Here is a 14,770-nt window from a genome sequence, read left to right as displayed (position 1 = left end):
CAGATACTAACCCAAACAAAAAAAGAATGAAAAAAAGACACCTGTTTTTAGCCGCCGCATTGGCGATGCTATCGTTGTCCTGTGAAAAGGATAAAGCTAACCAAGAACCAGAGGTGGTGGACATTGTAGAGGATTTTGGGCCAGAACCCGTAGCACAAGATCCTTTGGCAATTCCGGAGAGCGAAATCACACTTTTTAAGCTCTCAAGAGATTACTACAAAAAATATGTGATGTTAGGCACCACACTAGAAAATAGTATCGCTATTGTAGCGGGCAAAAACGTATCAGATAATGCCCTGATGCAAGCCAAGCTGCAGTGCAGCTACATTGCCAATACGCCGGCCCTGCTGAACATGCTCAGGCAGCAAAGGATACATGTCGTAATTTTCGGCAACGAGGAATATCCAGATGTAATTCCGGGCTGGGATCCCGCCTGGGATGCGACCAGGTATGCAGGAGGTTATGGTCCTAATGCGCCCGGGGCGAGCTGCGGGATACATATGGGCGATATCCTGAACAATACCTTTGACCGGTATCCGACAGAGAATATTGTGATCCATGAGTTCGGCCATGCGGTTATCGACTTTGGACTGGACAAGCTTTATCCAGGATTCAAGGCTAACATCGCTGCTATCTGGGGCAGGGCGAAAGCCAAAGGTTTGTGGACCAACACCTACGCCATTTCCAATGCGAGCGAATATTGGGCGGAGGGCGTGCAGAGTTATTTCAACCTGAACGGGAGAGGTCCTGAGACAGGGGATGGGACGCATAACCATGTAAATACCAGAGCGCTGCTGAAAACCTACGATCCTGAATTCTACCAAGTGCTGCATAGCGTTTACGGTGATGCGGTGATGCCTCCCACTGTAAAATAAAAACCAACACAACCAATAAAACTATATAAAAATGACTACTAACCTTATTTACATCGCCAAGGCGATTAAACCAAAATTTGACAATTTATGAAACACAAATACTTTATTGTACTGATAATAGGTTGTTTGCTCAGCTTTACTGCCTATGGACAGAACATTACGGTGACTGGTGTGGTAAATGACGATACCAACCAACCTGTAGGCGGTGTTTCTGTCGTGGTAAAAGGAACAAAAAATGGTACTTCAACCGGTGCCAATGGTGCTTTCTCGCTTTCTGCTCCGGCTGATGGCACTTTGGTGTTTACTTTTATGGGCTTTAAAGCCCAAGAGATTAAAATTGATGGCAAAAAGACCATTAATGTTAAACTGGAAGAAAACATGAGCAACTTGAATGATGTGGTAATCATTGGTTATCAGCAAACTACCAGAAAGAAAAGTACGGGTGCTATTTCAAGTATATCTGGAAAGGAATTGGCCAACTTGCCAGCTGCCAGCTTTGACCAGTTGCTGCAGGGCCGTTTGGCAGGGGTAAACGTACAGAACTTTTCGGGTATGCCCGGCGGTTCGCCAACCGTATCTGTGCGTGGATCAAGTGCGGTCAACCTAAATTATAGTGACGACGCTATCAATGTCCTGAGCTCTCCGCTTTACGTAATTGATGGTGTTCCGCAACCTACAGATCTATATGTGTCGCCAGGGGTCGGAACCGGTGCCAATTATTTGGCTGGATTAAACCCGAATGATATTGAATCTATCGACGTACTAAAAGACGCTTCGGCTACTGCTATCTATGGTGCTACAGCGGCTAACGGCGTAATCTTAATTACTACTAAAAAAGGAACCAATAGCGAGCCTAGGGTTGCCATATCAAGTTGGGCTGGGCTAAACCAAAGACCAGAACTTAGAGATGTAACTTTAGGTTCGGTAGAGCGTAGACAAAAAATGGCCATTTTGGAGGCGCAGCTGGACTATTCGCAGATTAGGGATTTGCCATTTTTGTTAACGGACAGTTTGAATCCTGCGTTTAACGGAAATACCAACTGGCAGGATATGTTTTACCAAACGGGTTTTATCAGAAGTACGGATGTGAGCCTGGCCGGAGGTGGGCTAGGAGGTATGACCTATCGTTTTAGCGGAAACTATTATGATGAAGACGGTATTATTAAAGCTACTGGTTTTACGCGTTACAGTACACGTTTAAATTTGCAGGCAAGGGCACTAAAGGAGAAGTTGCTTATTAATCCTATTTTATATTTCTCAAGGGCGAATAGGGCCAGGGGTAACGGGAGCAACAGCAGCCCAGTAAATTTAGGGGCTGGCGATATGCCATCCTCTTTACTCAATTTATCTAATGCGAAGAGGGATTTGTTTTTAGGTCGCTACAACGCTAATAACGACGAGAATGTTGATAACCAATTGAATGTAGGATTAAACCTAGGTTATGAGTTTAGCAAGAAATTCCAGTTTACCTCGCAGTCTAATTATGTTGGTACCAATGCCAGAAGAGATCTCAGCGTAGCCAGTGCTTTAGAAAACTATAATGGTAACTCCGCATCTAGTTTCTCGAGCAATGTATTGAATTTACGTACTAACAACTATTTGAGTTACATCGATAATTATGGTAAGCATAACTTAAATGTGGTGGTGGGGCAAGAAGCAAGTTTCAATCAAACTAGAATCTCGCAAATGAGCGCTTACCAAGGCGTTTCTGATGCCATACAAGTAGTAACTGGTTTTCAGCAAAGAAATACCTATGCTTCTAGTGATTATCAGTCTAATGGATTTGCTTCGTTTTATGGGCGACTGTCATACGACTTCGATAGCAAATATATCATAGGTTTAACTGGAAGGGCAGATGGTTCTTCTCGATTTGGAAGCAATAGCAAGTGGGGCTTTTTCCCATCAGCCTCAGCTGCTTGGTTATTATCTGAAGAGAATTTCTTCAAAGACAGATTTAAAGCTTTCTCTTTAGTGAAGATAAGAGGCAGTATTGGTTTAACAGGTAATAGTAACATGCCGAACTATTTGCAATATAGCTTATATAATGTTAATGCGGGCAACTATCCTGGCAATGATGGTGCGACGTCATATAATGGCGTGACTGCCATTACGCCAAACTTTTACGATGGTGTAGCGCAGAATAACATTAGTTGGGAGCGTTCTATGCAATGGAACTTTGGTACCGATATGGAACTGAACAACGGTAAATATACCATGTCTTTCGACGTATATAACAAAGAGAACACCTTGCAGCTTTTTAGCGTGGCGTTGCCAGTAACCACCGGTTATGATAGAGCACTTACCAATTCTATTGGTGTAAGAAACAGCGGTGCCGAAATTGCATTCTCTGCAAATCCTTTACCATCAAAAAGTTTAATTAAATGGAACACGAGATTTAATATTTCTTATAACAAAAATGCCATTATGAGTTTGCCGAATGGAGGCAGAGATTTGGTTTTACAGCAAGGCAGATTTGATAAATCACATATTTTAAGTGTTGGGTCGCCGATTAATGCTTTTTACTTGTATAGAACTAGAGGTGTTTTTGCCACTGATAGCGATGTGCCTGTTAATCCGCATACTGGTGAACGATACGGTGCATCAGGAAATGCTTTTAGAGCTGGCGATTTTTATTTAGCGGATTTGGATGGTGATTATAATATTGATCCATTTAATGACGGTATTAATCCAGATAAAGTGCCGATGGGCGACCCAAATCCAAAATGGACTGGGGGTTTTACTAATAACATCAGCTATAAAAATTTCACCCTAAATGTCTTCTGTACATTTACTTTCGATAGAGATGTATTGAACTTGTTTGAGTCAGACAGGTTTTCAACCTCTGCATCAAGCAGAAACAATTTTGCAAATTTTTCTATTGCCGACTTAGACCGATTGAATATTTGGAGGCAGCAGGGCGACCAAGCTCAATATGCCAAATATGATATTGATAGCCGTAGGTATTACTATGTGAGCTCGCAGAGTTTTTTTCTAGAAAAAGGTGGATATTTTAGAATCAAGAGTGTAATGCTGAATTACCAGCTGAATCCAAATGTCGTTAAGAGGCTCGGTTTAGGTGCTGTTAAATTCTATGCGGTAGCAGATAATGTGGCGATGTTCCAACAATCTAAGCGCTTACCTGATGCGGAAGCCGTTAATGCTTATGGGGAATACAGTGGCGCAGGTTACCCAATTCCTAAAAAATACACCTTTGGTTTAGATATCAACTTTTAAACTTATGAAAATGAAAGCTAAAAAAATACTATATATCGGTTTATGCCTAGTTGTTGGCGCCTTTATATTTAGTTCTTGCAAAAAACTTTTGGACCAGGAGCCGCGAAATTCTACTTACGACCAAGCTTTTTGGCAAAACGGACGTGATGCTAAAGCTGCCATGGCGGGTAATTATGCTCTGTTGAGGGATGTTTTGTCTAGCGGAAATTGGTTGGCAAGACCACGTCATTATATCTATGGAGATGCGATGGTTCCGGCTTACATGACAATAGAATCGGAGGGTGATGGTATCGAAGCCATACAAAGAGGCGATCTATCCGGCAATTACACTTTGCAAAATTTTGCTGATTGGACCAAATATTATAAAGTAATTGCGATGTCTAACATTATCTTAGCCAAGATGCCTAAAATGACTGATCAACAGTTAAATGATGTTAACAATCCTATCCGATTTAGGAAGGAAATCATTGGTCAAGCTTATTTTGTTAGGGCGCTTTCTTATTTTATGCTAAGCCGTGTTTGGGGAGATGTACCTTTAGTAACCAACAGCGATGATCCGATCAACGCGCCTCATCTAGCTCGTACCCCTAAGGCAGACATTTTAAAACAGGTGGAGAACGATTGCCATGAAGCGGCAAAAAACTTAAATTGGGGTTACTTATCGGCATCAGATGCCGCTGTAACGGCTAACAAGGGTTCTGTTTACGCTTTGTTATCGCACCTTTATTTATGGCGTGCTACCATGACAAATGTGGCATCGAATACGCCAATTATGGCGGATGTGAATAGTGCAGATACTACTTTGCAACAATTGGTTGAAAAGGGCGGTTACCGATTAAACGATACCACGAATTACTATAAAACCTTTATCGGCAAATCAACCGAAGGCATTTTCGAAATTGCTGCCAGTGAAGACAATTTAGAGGGTTCTAATAGAAGTGTCGGCAAAATGTTTTTAAAACAAGAATATTGGAACAATAATATTCCATACGCTTTTGTGCCGGGCAGTTATTTGAGTTCCCACTTTGCGGTTACTACCACTACAATGGGTTGGGTGTGGAATGAAGTTGCATGGGCCTGGGAATGGAAAACTATCACCACCACCGTAACGGATACCAAGGATATCAGGTATCGTAAAAACTTTACCGATGTTAATACTGCTAAACCTACGACGATTAAATACAGCAATGTAGTTTATAGAAATCCGACGCAAAAGACAGATGCTTATTTAAGCAATAACATTATCATTTTTAGGTTGGCAGATATGAATTTATTAAGGGCGGAGGTCGCTTTGTATAAAAATGATTTGCCTACGGCTATCAGGATTATCAATGACTCTAAAAAACATAATGGAGCCGATGCGAGTACCATGTTGGCGGCTAGTTTAACCAAAGATCAGGTGATGAACGGTTATGTAATGGAACGAGGCAGAGAGTTGTTTTTAGAAGGCCATCTTTTTTATGACCTTTTGAGGACGAGAAAATATGGTGATTATGCGCCTTGGCTAAGTACTTCTAGGTTTAATCAAGAAGGCTTTTACTGGCCAGTATTTCCAAATTTATTTAGTAATAACAACCTGTTAACTCAAACCACTTATTGGAGAGGTAAAATATAATAAACAGCAAAAATATGAAGATTAAATATGTATATGGCATTTGTATAATAGCAATCTTGGCTTTAGTCACTATCAGCTCTTGCCAAAAAGATGATTACGTTAATGATGGTGGCAAGATTTTAAGTGGCAGGGTAAATATGACCACTTACGATTACCTCAAGAGCAATAAAAAATTTGATTCCTTGGTTAAAATCATCGACCAAGCGGGGATGAAAGATGAGATAAATGGCAACATTACCTTTTTTGCAACGACGAACTACGGTGCTGCAGATTACGTGTCTGCCAAAAAGCAGGAGAAGATTACTCAAGTTGGGGATGAAAACATCAAATTTTCTATCGCCGATATCAATCCAGCTGAATTGAAAGATTCTCTAAAGATGTACATGTTTGCTGGTAAAATTACGCGAAACCAGTTAAATACTGAAGGAAGGTTGTTTAATAGCCTACTTGGCCCTATGAATGGAATCACCTGGTTGATTAAATTAAGGAGAGCTAATGATTATGGTACTTACTTAGATTATGTAGATTATGTAAATTTTACTAAGGTAATTGGTACAAGAGATGATTTAGAAGCTAACCCATCAGCCATTGCACAAGATCGAAGAGATATTTCGATAGATTGCCAGACTTCCAACATCATTACTACCACTGGGGTACTGCATGTATTGAGAGATGGCCCACGTTTATTTTTTAATGCTGGTAAAATGGCCAACTAAAACTTATTGCTATGAAAAAAAAATACAGTATATACATGCTTTTCGCCCTAATAGTAATGGCTTTTGCGTGTAAGAAATTAGAAACCGGTTTTTTAAGCGATACCATTAGGTATAAGGATCGTATAATTAATGCTAAAAGAGGGATGCCGTTGACCCTATCTGACCGAATTAACGCAGATGGTTCGACCCCACCTTTCACGTTTAAAATGTTAAACTTACGTAATAAAGCCACGGGAGCACCAGCTCCTGCCGAATTTACTAAACAATATGAAATTTTGGTTTTTAAACCCGGTATGACTTTTAATCCGGAAACGGATGTCACGGTTGATTTGCTAAATGCCAAACGTGAAAAAGTAGTGAAGGCCCCAATGGAATTTAACGAAGTTAGTGGACAAATAGCCTTTAATCGTGCTTCTGCTAATTTGCCACTAGGTGAATATGAATTCGATTTAGAGGTGACGAATAGCTGGGGAACAAAGTTTTATCCAGCATTTGCTCAAATCAATGTGATTGAACCTAGTGTGGACGATGTTTTCGAGGTAACCTACCAGGCTTCCAACGGATCCACTGATGCTGAGGTTTTTACTGCCATGAAGGCTCCGGTAATCACCTGTAAAAAGGTGGGCAACGATGGAGCCAGGGTCATCCTAAAGATAACCGACAAAAACGGAAAGGCTTTCAATCCCAAGGCGGGAGCGGTGATCAAGCGTGGCGACAGACCAACCTTTGAGACCCATGCGAAATTCAATCCGGTGACCAGTACCGAGGATGCATTGATCTGCGACTACGAGGTGGCGCCATTTCCATTGGTCAAATATATCACTCCTACCACCGATTGGGGCTACCTGATCTATTATAGGATTCCAAAGGCATTCATCAACATAGATGGCATGCCCAACCAGAATGCCAATCCGGCCTTTGGCTTTAGGGTTAAGATGGAAGGGACCTACGAAGTTGAAGTAAAGTTGATGGACGCAACCGTAAAATAACCGTCCGCTGGAGCGGAAAGTCCCCATCCTTTAAGGGTGGGGACTTTTTTTTTGCACTTTCCTGAATTTCCAGCATCGCCGTTCCGCTCTGGAACGCGTTAAAAGACCTGCTTATTTCCTGCCTGAAAGAAAATTACTGGTAGCCGTAGTGCCATGCGCTCACGCCCATTCCGATTAGCGACCTTTTCCTTTCTTTAACATACCTTCCTTTGCCTCGCCCAGTGAATTCGTTGGGGATGGGCTAGGGGATTGTCACATCCGGACCCCGCGTCATTGCACCTTTGCTTCTGTTCCGGGGGCAATAGGGCTGCCGGGTTGATTTCAATGTTATGTTTCAAGAATTTTCCTGGGGGCAGTTTTTGCTCTTTTCAGCGCTGCTGAGTTTTTTGTGGTACCTGCTTGTAGCACTGCTGTGCTACAGGCCTGAACTAAACGCCCTGCTGAAAGGTTCCCCGGTTTCCTCCAGCGTTGACCAAAACGTTACCGGCCGGCTGGATGACGGTCGCAAAGGTAGTGAAAAGGGTCATGGACAATCGGCGGGGGAAACGGGCCGATCGCTGATGGGCGGGTCCAGGCTTCCCCCAGGTGTAGGGATGCTGTCCAGTTCGGAACTTACCTTTTCTCCAAGGGACGATGGGGAGCGCTACGAGCAGATCGGGCTTGTGGCCGATGTGCTGGAGGAACTTAAAATCCTTTTCGCCGAGCTGGCCGAGTCTGGCGGGGGAAAGCCGGAGTTCTTCGCAAAACTCGAAAGGGTCAGCCAACGGTATGGCCCGCTCGCTGGGCATCCATCCATCGGGAGGATCAACGGATTTATCCGCGACGCCGCGCTATTTCCCATATCGCAGGCGGAACTGGACGAGCTTTGGTATTAGTTTATTTATGGTCTTAAAATATTGGATATGAATTTTACAGGTTTATCGAGGTTTCTTCTGGCTTCGTTTTTTATAGGGCTTTTGATGGCCTTTTGTCTTGCCAACGGTGCCTTTGCCCAGGACGGCAATGCCGGTATTCAGGAGGCGACCAACAAGGTGAAAAGCTATTTTGATACAGGCTGCGACCTGATGTACGCGATCGGCGCGGTAGTGGGGATCATTGGTGCGGTAAAGGTGTTCAACAAGTGGAACGCTGGGGAGCCGGACACCAACAAGGTGGCCGCGGCCTGGTTTGGTTCCTGCATCTTTCTGGTGGTGGTGGCTACGGTGCTCAAGTCATTCTTCGGGATTTAATAGGGAGGACTGGCAATGGCAACTGTTTATCAGGTTAACAAGGGCGTTTCCAGGCCCATCGAGTTCAAGGGGCTCAAGGGGGTCTATATCGTGGTGATGGCATCCGGGCTGGTCTCGCTGCTGGTGCTGTTTGCGGCACTGTACATCATAGGGACGGCGATTTTTGTGCTGGCGCCGATGGTGCTGGTATTGGGGACGGGCCTTTTTTTGGTGGTGGGAAGGCTTTCCAAAAGGTTCGGGGCGTCAGGGCTGGGCAAGTACCTGGCCAAAAGGGGAGTTCCCCGGTACATCCGCTTTTGCTCGCGAAGGATATTTACCGGTTTGAAGGGAGGTGGGCATGGTAGAGGCTAGAACGGTGCTGCCGGTATATAAGATCGAGCATAACTGCATCCTTTCCAGAAAGGGGGACCTGACGGTGGGCTTTAAGGTCGCCCTGCCGGAAATCTTCAGCCTTTCGGACAGGGAATACGAGGCCTACCACCAAAGCTGGGTAAAGGCGATTCGCCTTCTGCCGGAAGGATCGGTGTTCCACAAGCAGGACTGGTTTACCAAGGGAAGCTTCAGGGCTGATTTTGAAGCATGCCCGGACAGCTTTCTGTCCAGGAGTTCCGAGCGGTTCTTCAGCGAGCGGGAATGCATGGACCACCACTGCCATATCTATCTGACCAAAAGAGCAGTAAACGGCAGGCTTTCAAGTTCCGCTTTAAGCAACGTGCTGAGAAGGAACCTCTCACCCCTGCAGCTTACCAGTAGGGATCTGTCCGAGCGGTTTTTGGATTCGGTGGGGCAGTTGGTGCGTGTGATGGAGGATTCGGGCTTTGTGAAAATGCAAAGGCTGGACGATGACGCACTTGCAGGAACGGCCAACAGTCCGGGGGTCCTGGAACGCTACTGTTTCCTTTTGGCAGAGGGCGAGGCTTCGCTGCTGAACGACATCCACCTGCGCGAAGGGATCAGGGTCGGGGAAAAGCATTGCCAGCTGTTCAGCCTGGCCGATGCCCAGGAGCTTCCCCCGATGGTAGGTCCGCGGATCAACTACGAGAAGTATTCCAGCGACAGGAGCAGGTTCTCGATCGGCTTCGCATCGCCCCTTGGCCAGTTGCTGCCGGTGAACCATATCTATAACCAGTACGTTTTTTTGGGCGACGTGGGAGCGACGCTTAAGAAACTGGAGGCCAAGAAATTAAGGTTGCACTCCTTAAGCGGCTATTCAAGGGAGAATGCAGTCTCAAGGGATGCGGTGAACGACTACCTGAACGAAGCGGCGGCAGCTGGAAGGCTTCCGGTGAAAGCGCACTTCAACGTGCTGTGCTGGTCGGAGGATCCTGCAGAGCGCAAGGAGCTGGGCAATATGGTCTCATCGGCCATGGCGCAGCTGGATGCGGTAGCCAAACTCGAGACCGACGGCCAGGCGCAGGTCTGGTTCGCGGGACTTCCGGGCAACCAGGCGGATTTTCCGATGAACGATACCTTCGACACCTTTCTGGAACAGGCCAGCTGCATGTTCAATCTGGAAAGCAACGAGCGGTCCTCGGTTTCGCCCTTTGGCATCCGCTTGGGCGACAGGCTCTCTGGAAGGCCCCTGCACGTGGACATCTCCGACGAGCCGCTGGCGCTGGGTATAGCGACCAACAGGAACAAGTTCATTCTTGGCCCCTCCGGTTCGGGAAAGTCCTTTCTGACCAACCACCTGATGCGCAGCTACGCCGAGCAGGGCGCGCACGTTGTGATCGTGGACGTGGGGCACAGTTATGCCGGGCTATGCGAGCTGATGGGCGGCTACTATTTTACCTATAGCGAGCAAAGCCCGATCGCCTTTAATCCTTTTTACCTAGGCGAAGGGGAGGTGATGGACACCGAGAAGAGGGAATCGATCAAAACGCTCCTTCTGGCGCTGTGGAAAAAGGACGATGAAAGCTTCCGCCGTTCGGAATATGTGGCCCTGAGCAATGCCTTGAGCCTGTATTTCGGGTTTCTTGAGCATAGGGCCGATGTCTTTCCGTGCTTTGATTCCTTTTATGAGTTTTTGCAGAGCGGCTTCGCCGCGGAAATGGACAGGCTAGGGGTAAAGGACAAGGATTTCGATTTTAGGAACTTTCTCTATGTGCTCTCCCCGTTCTACCGGGGAGGGGAATTCGACTACCTGCTCAACGCAAGGGAGAACCTGGACCTGTTGTCCCAGCCCTTTATCGTTTTCGAGCTGGACAACATCAAGGATCATCCGATACTTTTTCCGGTGGTGACGCTGATCGTTATGGAGGTTTTTATTTCAAAGATGAGAAAGCTCAAGGGAACAAGAAAGGTGTTTTTGTGCGAGGAAGCATGGAAGGCGATTGCAAAGGAAGGGATGGCAGAGCAGCTCAAATACCTCTTTAAGACCGTGCGCAAGCACTTTGGGGAGGCGATCGTGGTCACCCAGGAGGTGGAGGACATCATATCCTCGCCCATCGTCAAACAGGCGATCATCAACAACTCGGACTGCAAGATCCTGCTCGACCAGCGCAAGTACCAGAACAAGTTCGATATGATCCAGGAGCTGCTGGGACTGACCGACAAGGAAAAGGCGCAGGTGCTCTCGCTCAACCGGGCGAACGATCCCAAAGGAAAATACAAGGAGGTGTTCGTTTCCATCGGCGGACAGGCCAGCAAGGTCTATAGAACGGAGGTGTCCCTGGAGGAATACCTGTGCTACACGACCGAGGAAAAGGAAAAGATGCAGGTAAGGGAATACGCCCGCAGGTACGGCTCGATGCAAAAGGGCATTGCCGTACTGGCAGGGGAGCTCAGGGAGAGGGGCCGTTAGCGGCCGCCTGATCCGGACGTTACATGGACTATTCAGTTAGGAATAATTAAATATTTGAAATAATGGGAACTATGAAAAAATTTATGGTCATCCTGCCGATTTCCGCGATGACCCTTTTTGTGTCCTTGCCCAAGGGCGCAAATGCGCAGGTGGCCTTTCTGGAGGTGATCAAGGCAGGGGTTAAAAAAGTGATCAAGGCGATGGACCTCAAGGTGCAGCGGCTGCAGAACGAGACGATCTGGCTGCAGAATGCGCAGAAGGTACTGGAAAACCAGCTCTCCAAGCTGAAACTTGGGGAGATCGCCGAGTGGACCGGCAGGCAGAAGGAGCTGTACGGACAGTACTATGAGGAGCTGTGGAAGGTGAAATCGGCCATCGTCCAGTACAGAAGGCTCGGTGAGCTGGCAAGGCTGCAGGCGCGGATCGTAGAGGAGTACCGCTGGGCCTGGAACCTATTTTCAAGGTCCGGGCATTTTTCCGCCCAGGAGCTGCTGGTAATGGAAAAGGTATATGCAGGGATCCTGGAGCAGAGCGTGAAGAATGTGGACGGGATACTCTCGGTGGTGGGCTCCTTCAAGACCCAGATGTCCGACGGGGAGCGGCTGGTGCTGATCGTGCAGGCCGGGGAGACGATGGAGCAGAACTGGCAGGACCTGAAAAGGTTCAACAGGGAAAGCGGCCTATTGAGCATCCAAAGGGCAAGGTCGCTGGAGGAGGCCGCCAAACTAAAGGAATTGTATGGAATCGATGATTAAGCATTTGTTCAGGTCAACATTGCCTTTTTGGCTGCTGGTCTGCGGTCTATCCTTGAAAGTTCAGTCCTGCTGGGCGCAGACCTACGCCGAATTCTTTAGGCAGCAAAGGACACAGGAGAAATACCTGCTCAAGCAGCTTGCCTACCTGAAGCTCTATGCCGATCAGGCATGGAAAGGATACAAGCTGGTAAGTGGAGGACTGGAAACGATCAACGGTTTTACTTCCGGGGAAATGGCGCTGCACGAGGCGTTCCTTTCCGCGCTGTCAAAAGTCGGCGCTGCTGTCGGCAAGGATTACAGGGTAGGGGAAATTATAGCCTTTCAGCTGGAGATCAATGGACGCTTTAGGGCACTGCTGAAAAGCTCGGCCCTGTCGCCGGCCTCAAACAGGGCTTACTACAGCTCGGTTGAGCAAAAGATCGCAGAGGAATGCAAGGCCGACTTGGACGAACTGATGGCTGTCATAGGCTCGGGCAAGCTGGAAATGAACGATGCCCAGCGGCTGTCAAGGCTGGGCAGGATCCATCTGGCGATGAGGGAAAAGCGGGACTTTGCCAGATGGCTCTCCAGCGAGGCGCGTCTGCTGCTGGAGAGCCAGCGCAGGGAAAAAACGGAAATCGAAAAACTGGGGAGGCTTTATGGAGACAATTAAAAGATATGGAATATTGGTTTGGGTGGCAATGCTTTTTTGGACGGGCAGCTTTGCCCAGTCCCATGAGGCAAAGCAGCTGATGCTGAACGTGGAGAAGCTCTCCCAGCTGAAAAACATCCTTTCGGACATGAAAAAAGGCTACAGCATGGTGGCCGACGGCTACAAAAAGGTGAAGGACGTTGCCTCGGGAAACTTCTCCCTGCACCAGGTTTTTCTGGACGGGCTGCTGGTGGTCTCCCCGGAGGTGAAAAAATACCGCCGGGTCGCGGGGATCATATCCGACCAGCAGAAGCTGGTGTCGGAATACAAAAATGCGTTGAAGGTGTTTCGGGCCGCAGATGTTTTCAGCTCCCGGGAGCTTGAATATGTCCAGCGCGTCTACAGCTCGCTTTTTGACCGCTCGCTGCAGCACCTGGAGGACCTGGCAATGGTGATAACCTCAAGCAAGCTACGCATGGGCGACCAGGAGCGACTGGAAGCGATAGACCGCATTTTTATGGACACCTCCGCAGAGCTGGAGTTTCTGCGGGACTTTACAAGGCAGGCAGCTGTGCTGGTTCGCCAAAAGCAGAGCGCGCAGCGGGAGACCGCGCAACTGGGCAGGTTTTACGGAAAATAAACAGGGAAAATATGGAAAAGAGATTTTTGGCAGGGCCTGCGGCGCTGCTGGCAGGGGTGCTTTTGCCCGGCGGTCTGCAGGCGCAGGGCTTATCGGGCTCGCTTCAGGGCATGCAGCCGGTGCTGGAAAAGGTATACCAGGACATGGTTCCGCTCTGCGGGCAGCTGATAGACGTGTCCAGGGGTATTGCCGGCTTTGGAGCCTTGTGGTATATCGCTTCGCGGGTATGGAGGCAGCTGGCGGCGGCCGAGGCAATCGATTTTTACCCCTTGCTCCGTCCCTTCGCACTGGGAATGGCGATTGTGATGTTCCCGCTGGTGATGGCGCTGTTCAACGGGCTGCTGCAGCCTACCGTTCTGGCCACGGGAGCAATGGTAAAGGACAGCAATAGGGCAATAGAGGTGCTGCTCGAGCAGAAGCAGGCAGCGCTGAAGAAAACGACCCAGTGGCAGCTGTACGTGGGCGATGATGGCAAGGGGGACAGGGAACGCTGGTACAAATACCTGCACCCGGATGATCCGGACGGTTCGGGGGAAAGCATGCTGGAAACGGTTTCCAACGATATCAGCTTCTTTATGGAAAAGCAGGGCTACAGCTTCCGCAATTCGGTTAAGCAGTGGATGGCAGAAGTGCTCGAGGTGCTCTACGCTGCGGCTGCCCTGTGCATAAACGTTGTGCGCACCTTTGTACTGATCGTACTGACCATTTTGGGTCCCTTGGTACTGGGCTTTGCGGTGTTCGACGGCTTTCAGCAGAGCCTTACGGTTTGGATTGCGCGTTATGTGAACATTTTCATGTGGCTGCCCATCGCCAACATACTGGGGAGCATACTGGGCAAGATACAGGAAAATATGCTCAAGCTGGACATTTCCCAGATCGCAGAAGAAGGGCATACTTTTTTTTCCTCGAGCGATGTCGCCTACCTGATCTTTATGGTTATCGGGATTGTGTCCTATTTCTGCGTGCCGACGGTTGCCAACTATATCGTCCATGCCGGCGGAGGGAATACCATCCTCCAGAAGGTGAACATGATCGTGTCCAGTTCTTCGCGTTCCGTGGTGCATGCAGGGTCGGCCGGGGCTGGCATGGCTGCGGACAAGTTGGGGGACGGGGCAAGGCTGCTGTCCCAGGGCTACGCAGCCGCCTCGCAGGGCGATTATTTTCCGGAGGGAAAGTCCCCCGGAAGCTCCCATCAGCAAGACAAGCTGGCCGGAAAGTAGGCGCAATGGGCCCTGGCGGCATTTGCCGGTAGCCCGCCGGCCCGAAAATTATTCAATTCGAAC

At 48.0% G+C, this 14,770-nt stretch carries 13 protein-coding genes; all 13 read left to right on the top strand.

Annotated elements, in window-relative coordinates:
* Window positions 1-26 precede the first annotated feature (26 nt).
* On the top strand, window positions 27-875 hold the full coding sequence (locus DUT69_RS10335; RefSeq protein ID WP_113653144.1) for a hypothetical protein: 849 nt from the start codon (window positions 27-29) through the stop codon (window positions 873-875).
* Between the two features lie 87 nt (window positions 876-962).
* Entirely contained in the window at window positions 963-4,109 is a 3,147-nt protein-coding gene (locus DUT69_RS10330; RefSeq protein ID WP_113653143.1) for a SusC/RagA family TonB-linked outer membrane protein, read from the top strand.
* 10 nt (window positions 4,110-4,119) lie between these two features.
* Complete coding sequence (locus DUT69_RS10325; protein ID WP_162796254.1) at window positions 4,120-5,724, top strand: RagB/SusD family nutrient uptake outer membrane protein; 1,605 nt, start codon at window positions 4,120-4,122, stop codon at window positions 5,722-5,724.
* Between the two features lie 14 nt (window positions 5,725-5,738).
* A complete protein-coding gene (locus DUT69_RS10320; RefSeq protein ID WP_113653141.1) occupies window positions 5,739-6,440 on the top strand; it encodes a fasciclin domain-containing protein in 702 nt (233 codons plus the stop codon).
* An 11-nt stretch (window positions 6,441-6,451) separates the two neighbouring features.
* On the top strand, window positions 6,452-7,429 hold the full coding sequence (locus tag DUT69_RS10315) for a DUF5007 domain-containing protein (protein ID WP_113653140.1): 978 nt from the start codon (window positions 6,452-6,454) through the stop codon (window positions 7,427-7,429).
* A gap of 329 nt (window positions 7,430-7,758) precedes the next feature.
* Window positions 7,759-8,304 (top strand): hypothetical protein, encoded by a 546-nt coding sequence (locus DUT69_RS10310; RefSeq protein ID WP_162796253.1) that lies wholly within the window; start codon window positions 7,759-7,761, stop codon window positions 8,302-8,304.
* 84 nt (window positions 8,305-8,388) lie between these two features.
* Window positions 8,389-8,658: a DUF4134 domain-containing protein gene (locus DUT69_RS10305; RefSeq protein WP_205314261.1), complete on the top strand. Its 270-nt coding sequence runs from the start codon at window positions 8,389-8,391 to the stop codon at window positions 8,656-8,658.
* 15 nt (window positions 8,659-8,673) lie between these two features.
* Window positions 8,674-9,009 carry a DUF4133 domain-containing protein gene (locus DUT69_RS10300; RefSeq protein ID WP_113653138.1) on the top strand — a complete coding sequence of 112 codons (336 nt, stop codon included), beginning with the start codon at window positions 8,674-8,676 and terminating at the stop codon, window positions 9,007-9,009.
* Window positions 8,996-11,461 (top strand): TraG family conjugative transposon ATPase, encoded by a 2,466-nt coding sequence (locus DUT69_RS10295; protein ID WP_113653137.1) that lies wholly within the window; start codon window positions 8,996-8,998, stop codon window positions 11,459-11,461. Before DUT69_RS10300 ends, DUT69_RS10295 begins: the two co-directional genes overlap by 14 nt.
* Before the next feature lie 71 nt (window positions 11,462-11,532).
* Window positions 11,533-12,216 (top strand): conjugal transfer protein TraI, encoded by a 684-nt coding sequence (locus DUT69_RS10290; RefSeq protein WP_113653460.1) that lies wholly within the window; start codon window positions 11,533-11,535, stop codon window positions 12,214-12,216.
* Complete coding sequence (locus tag DUT69_RS10285) at window positions 12,200-12,868, top strand: hypothetical protein (protein WP_162796252.1); 669 nt, start codon at window positions 12,200-12,202, stop codon at window positions 12,866-12,868. Before DUT69_RS10290 ends, DUT69_RS10285 begins: the two co-directional genes overlap by 17 nt.
* A complete protein-coding gene (locus DUT69_RS10280; RefSeq protein WP_113653135.1) occupies window positions 12,855-13,487 on the top strand; it encodes a TerB family tellurite resistance protein in 633 nt (210 codons plus the stop codon). Before DUT69_RS10285 ends, DUT69_RS10280 begins: the two co-directional genes overlap by 14 nt.
* Before the next feature lie 11 nt (window positions 13,488-13,498).
* Complete coding sequence (traJ, locus tag DUT69_RS10275; RefSeq protein WP_113653134.1) at window positions 13,499-14,707, top strand: conjugative transposon protein TraJ; 1,209 nt, start codon at window positions 13,499-13,501, stop codon at window positions 14,705-14,707.
* The last annotated feature ends 63 nt before the right edge of the window (window positions 14,708-14,770 follow it).

The sequence above is a fragment of the Pedobacter namyangjuensis genome, assembly GCF_003313325.1.
GTDB lineage: Bacteria > Bacteroidota > Bacteroidia > Sphingobacteriales > Sphingobacteriaceae > Pedobacter > Pedobacter namyangjuensis.
This window is presented reverse-complemented; position numbering and strand designations above follow the sequence as displayed.